5 protein-coding genes are annotated in these 6,384 nt (G+C 74.7%); all 5 read right to left on the bottom strand.

Annotated features, from left to right (window positions below; translation table 11 throughout):
* Window positions 1–58: 58 nt before the first annotated feature.
* Window positions 59–949: a hypothetical protein gene (locus L1885_RS21120; RefSeq protein ID WP_235798739.1), complete on the bottom strand. Its 891-nt coding sequence runs from the start codon at window positions 947–949 to the stop codon at window positions 59–61.
* Window positions 949–2,238, bottom strand: coding sequence for a VWA domain-containing protein (locus L1885_RS21115; RefSeq protein ID WP_235798738.1), 1,290 nt, complete (start codon window positions 2,236–2,238; stop codon window positions 949–951). Before L1885_RS21115 ends, L1885_RS21120 begins: the two co-directional genes overlap by 1 nt.
* A gap of 532 nt (window positions 2,239–2,770) precedes the next feature.
* A complete protein-coding gene (locus L1885_RS21110) occupies window positions 2,771–3,238 on the bottom strand; it encodes a lamin tail domain-containing protein (RefSeq protein WP_235798737.1) in 468 nt (155 codons plus the stop codon).
* A 272-nt stretch (window positions 3,239–3,510) separates the two neighbouring features.
* Window positions 3,511–4,659, bottom strand: a complete 1,149-nt coding sequence (locus L1885_RS21105; RefSeq protein WP_235798736.1) for an XdhC family protein — start codon at window positions 4,657–4,659, stop codon at window positions 3,511–3,513.
* A gap of 40 nt (window positions 4,660–4,699) precedes the next feature.
* On the bottom strand, window positions 4,700–6,157 hold the full coding sequence (locus L1885_RS21100) for an NCS2 family permease (protein ID WP_235798735.1): 1,458 nt from the start codon (window positions 6,155–6,157) through the stop codon (window positions 4,700–4,702).
* Window positions 6,158–6,384 lie beyond the last annotated feature (227 nt).

Here is a 6,384-nt window from a genome sequence, read left to right as displayed (position 1 = left end):
CCGGGCCCGTGTGCCCGGCGGCGGTGGCGCGTCCCGGTACGGCGGCGGGAGCGGCGCGTCAGTACTGCGGCGGCGGGACGGCCCGGCGGCGGGGCCGGGTGACGTGGTAGCCGCCGACTCCCGCGAGCGCGGCGCCCACGGCGCCGCCCCCGGTCCACAGCCAACGGTCGGTCCACCAGCCGGACGACCAGCCGCCGTCGGGCTCGTCGTCCGCCTGGACCACGGTGGCCGCGGTAGGCGCTGACGAGGCGTCGGACCCGTCCCCGGAGCCGTCGTCGGCCGAGGCGGTGGAGTCGTCGGCCTCCGCACCGGAGCCGTCGTCGGAGGCCTTCGCTCCCGGCACCAGCGGGGCGGCCAGCTTGCCGCCCACCGCGAACGCGCCGCCCTGCGAGGGCGCGTCGACGGAGACCTTCGCCGCCATCGGCAGGCCCAGGTCGGACTGCCCGGCCCCGACCGCCGTGACGCGGATGTAGTAGTCGCCCGGCAGCGGGTCGTTCGACCACGGCTGCGCCCACGCCCGCACGGTGCGCAGCGTGCACCGCAGTTCGACGGAGTCCTGGTCGGGGGCGAGCGTCCTCGTCTGCGTGCCGTACATGCACGGCTGCCGCCGCCGCAGCCCGTCGTACACGTCGACCTGCCACGTCGTGGCCCCCCGGCGCGCCGACGAGTCGGGGAAGGACACCTCGGCCGTGACGGCCGGCCGCTGTCCCGCGTCGACCGGGACGCGCCAGTATAGGTAGTCGCCCGACGACGCGTCGGCCGTGGCCTCCTGGCCCGCCTGGAACAGCTGCGCCGTCCGGAAGGACGTGCCGGCCTCGGTGGGGCCCGCGCCGTCGCCGTCCGAAGCGCTCGGCGACGGCGACGCGTCGGCCGACGCCGTCCCCGCGGCTCCCAGCAGTGCCGCCGATGCCGCGAGGAGCAGCCCCGCGCCGATCCGTACCGCCCGCATCAGTTCGACCTCCAGATCGCCAGCCGCCACCGCGACAGCCAGCCCCACACGACACCGGCCAGGAAGCCGATGACGATCAGCGCGCCGATGAGCCACCAGCCGCGCCCGAGCCCGAACGACGCGGCGTCCGAGGCGTCGTGGGGCGCGTCGACCAGGTTGACCGCCAGTTCGACGGGCAGGCCGGGCGACTTCTTGACCGAGGCGGGGGCCGAGTAGGAGGTGCTGACCTCCAGGCAGACGGTCTCCGCGGGCGCGGGGGCGTCGTCCGAGGACGAGTCCGCCTCGGGCTTCGGGTAGCGAAGCCCCGTCGAGATGACGTCGGTGCGGCCGCTGCCGGCCTCCTGGCCGCGTACGATCTCCCGGCCGTGCGTGGTGACCGCGCGCAGCAGCACCCCGTAGTCCGGGTCGACGGGCCGGTCGTCGGAGACGCTCACGGAGGCGCGCAGCTCCTGGCCCGGCGCCACGGCGACCCGGTACCAGCGGTGCTGCGCGAACTCCTCGCGGTCGCTGTAGAGGCCGGGCTTCAGCTCCGGCGCGGCCGAGCAGTCGCCCGCGCCGCTCGTGGCCACGGGGGTGGCGACCGGGTCGGCGGCCCGGTGGACCAGCTGGCCGACGCGGCCGGACAGTTCGGCCCGGTGCTTGACGGCGGTGTACGTGCCGCCCGTCGCCTCCGCGATGCAGGACAGCTGCGCCTGCGTCTTGGCGTCCGGCACCAGGCCCAGGGTGTCGATGGTCAGGTGGATGCCCTTGGCGGCGATCTCCCGGGCCACGTCGCACGGGTCGGCCGCGCAGGTGTCCTCGCCGTCGCTGATGAGGACGATGCGCCGGCTGCCCGCGCCGCCGGAGACGTCGTCCGCGGCGGCCAGCAGCGCGGGTCCGATGGGGGTCCAGCCGGTGGGCTCCAGCGTGCCGACGGCGGTCTTGGCCTCGTCGCGGTCGAGCGGGCCGACGGGGTACAACTGCTTGGTGTCCTTGCAGCCGAGCTTGAGGCTCTTGCCGGGGTAGGTGGCACCGAGGGTGCGGATGCCGAGGTCGACCCCCTGCGGGACGCCGTCGAGCACCTGGTCGAACGCCTGCTTCGCGGCCGTCATCCGGGTCTGCCCGTCGATGTCGCGGGTGCTCATCGAACCGCTGACGTCGAGGACGAGGTCGACCTTCGCGGTGGGCGTGTCCGCCGCCGTGGCGCTGGACCCGTCGTCGGCGAGGGCGGTCGTGGGGGTGAGGAGCCCGAGGGTCACGGCGGCCAGCAGCGCGCACGCGGCGACCGCCGGCCGTTTACTTATGATCATCGCCGGATGATAGTGAAATCGGGCACCGGGGCCAAACGGAAGTTGACGGGCCGTCAGGAACCGGAGGCGGCGGGCTGCGCCGCCGTGGCGGACCGCGCCCCGGCCGCCGCGGGCCCCGACTCCGCGCCTGTGGATCGCGCGCGGCCCCTTGCCCTCGGCGAACGCGCGCGGGACACTCCCCGGGAGCGCTCCCACGACGGGGTGCCGTCTCCGTTCCGCGCCGTGCCCGTGGGGGGTCACGGCGCGGAACGGCCTCCCCGGCCGCGAGCGCCCCACGGCCTCGCCGCCCGCGCCCGCAGCCGGTTCCCGGCTCCGCCTCCGCGCCCCCGCACGCGGAATCCCCGTACTCCGCGCCCGCGCCCCGCGCCCCGCACACACCCCGCACGGCACAGCACTGCGCGCCGCCGTCCGGGGAGGGACGACGGCGCGCAGGGAGAGCACTCAGCCCCGGTGACGCCGTGTCGGGCAAGGTGACCGGACGTCGGCCGGTGCGGCGGGCCCTGCGGCCGGCCGGGCCGCGGGCCGCCCGGTCTCAGCGCTCGCGCTTGCCGGACCAGTGCTTGGCGTCGACCAGGCGCCGGTGGTCGTCGCGCAGGGTCGCGGTGTCCTTGTTGTCCCAGATGTAGTGGCGGCTGTCCTGGTAGACGTCGCGGCGGGTGTCGCGGCCGACGCCGGTGTGCACGCGCACCGACGAGTGGCCCGCGAGCAGCAGGTTCCTGAACCGGTACACGTTCCTGCTGTCCTTGGCGAGCGTCCAGTTCTTGAGGTTGACCGCCTTGCGGCCGGTGTTGGTGACGGTGACCCACTCTCCGTTGAGGCTCCTGTTGGAGCGGTCGTCGCGTCCGGGGCTGTCGTACTGGACGGCCCCCACGACCACGGACGAGTGCGGCGCGCGGTGGGCGGGCGCGTGCCCGGCGGCGGCCGCCGGGAGGACGGCCGACGCCGTGACGACGGCGGCGCCGAGAAGGACCGCGGCGGAGCGAGGAGCGGAACGGAACATGAAAACCTCCTGCATACGGCACCCCCCACGGGTGCCGACAGTGCCTGTGCCCGGCCGACGCCGGGCGCGGTCACACTGTGCGCGACCGGGCACCGCGGTGGGGAAAAGTCCCGGAACGGGTTACGGAATCCAGACATTTGCGCAACAGTCGCAATCCCGGCGCACACGCCCCCGCGCACGGCACCTCGTACGCAACACCCCTTGCACGCATCCAGACGCCCCAAGGGATCCGGTACGCCCGGCCGTTCGGAACGACCGCCGCTCCGGTCGGATCATCGGGCCGCCGCCTTCGCCGGAAGGGGCCCGGGCAGGTCGCGGTGGATCGGCACGGCCGCGCCCGCGAGCGGCCTGCCGGTGCCGCCGTGGCGTACGGCGACGATCTCGGCCGCGATCGACAGGGCGGTCTCCTCCGGCGTGCGTGCTCCGAGGTCCAGGCCGATCGGCGAGCGCAGCGCCGCGATCTCCGCTTCGCCGAGCCCGGCCTCGCGCAGCCGCCCTGCGCGGTCCTCGTGGGTGCGCCGCGACCCCATCGCCCCGACGTACGCGACGGGCAGCCGCAGGGCGACCTCCAGCAGCGGCACGTCGAACTTGGCGTCGTGCGTGAGCACGCACAGGATGCTCCGGTGGTCGGTGCGGGTGGCCCGGAGGTAGCGGTGCGGCCAGTCGACGACGACCTCGTCGGCCTCCGGGAAGCGCGCGCGGGTCGCGAAGACGGGACGCGCGTCGCAGACGGTGACGTGGTGGCCCAGGAACTTGCCCGCGCGCACCAGCGCCGCCGCGAAGTCGATGGCCCCGAAGACGATCATCCGCGGCGGCGGCACGCTCGACTCGACGAACAGCGTCACCGGACGTCCGCAGCGCGAGCCGTCGGCGCCGATCCCGACGGTGCCGGTCCGGCCGGCGCCGAGCAGCGCGAGCGCCTCCCCGCGGGCCGTGCGGTCCAGTTCAGGGTGGCCGCCCAACGTGCCCCGGCACGTGCCGTCGGGGCGTACGAACAGGGCGCCGCCGAGCAGTTCGGCCGGGCCGTCGGCGACGCGGACCACCGCCGCCGCCTCCCCCGCCGCGGCGGCGGCGAGAGCGGCGGCGAGGGCGGCCCGCGCCGGCGCGTCCGAGCGGACCGGAGTGACCAGGACGTCGATGACGCCGCCGCAGGTCAGTCCGGCCGCGAAGGCGTCGTCGTCGCTGAAGCCGAACTGCCGCAGGACGGGGGTGCCGGTCGTGAGCGACTCGGCGGCGAGCTCGTAGACGGCCCCTTCGACGCAGCCGCCCGACACGGACCCGAGGGCCGTCCCGTCCCGGTCGACGGCGAGCGCCGCGCCCGGCAGGCGGGGCGCGCTGCCGCCGACCGCCACGACCGTGGCGACGGCGAACTCGCGCCCCTGCCGGGCCCACCGGTGCAGTTGCTCGGCGATGTCCAGCATGGTGCTTCTCCTTCGGCTGTGCGGAAGTCGCGGGCGCGCGTCAGGACACGCCGAGCCACGACTCGAGGGGATGGAGCGCGTAGAAGACGACGAAGATCACGGTCAGTCCCCACATGAAGGGCCCGATCTCCCTGGCCTTCGACTGGGCGACCCGGATGGCGACGTACGAGACGGTGCCCGCGGCCACCCCGGCGGTGATGGAGTACGTGAAGGGCATCAGCACCACGGTCAGGAAGGTGGGCAGCGCGACGGCGCGGTCGCTCCAGTCGACGAAGCGCGCGTTCTGCATCATCATCGCGCCGATGACGACGAGCGCCGCGGCGGCCACCTCCCCGGGCACGATGCGCGTGAGCGGGGTGAAGAACAGGCAGGCGGCGAAGAGGAGTCCGGTGACGACCGAGGCGAGTCCGGTCCTCGCGCCCTCGCCGACGCCGGTCGCCGATTCGACGAAGACCGTCTGGCCCGAGCCGCCGACCACTCCGCCGACGACACCGCCGGTGCCGTCGATGAACAGGGCCTTGGACAGGCCCGGCATCCGGCCCTCGGAGTCCACGAGCCGGGCCTCGTTGCCGACGCCGATGATGGTGGCGATGGCGTCGAAGAACCCGGCGAGCACCAGCGTGAAGACGATCATGCCGACGCTCAGTGCGCCGACCTGTCCCCAGCCGCCGAAGCGCAGGTCGCCGAAGAGGGAGAAGTCCGGCATGGACACCGCGCTGCCGTGCAGGGCGGGCGCACCGCTGCCCCACTGCTTCGGGTCCACCACGCCGGTCGCGTTCAGCACGACGGCGACGACGGTGCCCGCGACGATGCCTATGAGGATGGCTCCGGGGACCCGGCGGGCCTGCAGCATGAAGATCGCCAGCAGGGTGACGCAGAAGATCAGCACGGGCCAGCCGGCGAGCTGGCCGGCCGGGCCGAGCGACAGCGGGTTGCCGCCGTGGGCGGGATGCACGAAGCCGGCCTTGACCAGCCCGATGAGGGCGATGAACATCCCGATGCCCATCGTGATCGCGTGCTTGAGCGGCAGCGGGATGGCGTTCATGACGCGCTCCCGCAGGCCCGTGACGACGAGCAGGATGATCACGAGGCCGTACATGACGCACATGCCGAACGCCTGCGGCCACGTCATCACCGGTACGACCTGGGTCGAGACGACGCTGGAGACGGAGAGCCCGGCGGCGAGCGCGAGCGGCGCCCTGCCGACGAGGCCCATCAGCAGCGTGGTGAAGGCCGCGCCGGTGGCCGTGGCCGTGATCAGCGCCTTCTGGCCGAGCGTGTCGCCCGCGACGTCCCGCCCGGACAGGATCAGCGGGTTGAGCAGCAGGATGTACGCCATGGCCATGAACGTGGTCATGCCGCCGCGCACTTCACGGGCGAGCGTGGAGTGGCGGGCCGAGATGTCGAAGTAGCGGTCGAGCCGGGACGGGCGGGCCGGGGGGCGCGAGCCCTCGCCCGCTTCCTCGGCCGGGGTTGTGGCGAGTGATGAGGGGGTCATGATGCCTGCTCCCAAGGTTCAAAGGGGCACCCTCGCCGGCCGTGGCGCTCACCGGCGGCGGGGATTTGGGATGGGTGTGGGCTGCACGACCCGGGGGACGGCCCGAGACGAACGGGACTGCTGCGCTGTCCGGCGCTCCGGCCGGGACGCGGCGTGGCGCGCGCGGCCCGGTGCGGTGCCGTGGGGCGCCGCACGGTGGGGGCGCCCCGTCGCGCGGCGCCGCCGGA

It is taken from the genome of Streptomyces fuscigenes (genome assembly GCF_021556455.1).
Classification (GTDB): domain Bacteria; phylum Actinomycetota; class Actinomycetes; order Streptomycetales; family Streptomycetaceae; genus Streptomyces; species Streptomyces fuscigenes.
The sequence above is the reverse complement of the archived record's forward strand: the minus strand, read 5'-3'. Positions and strand labels throughout refer to the sequence as shown.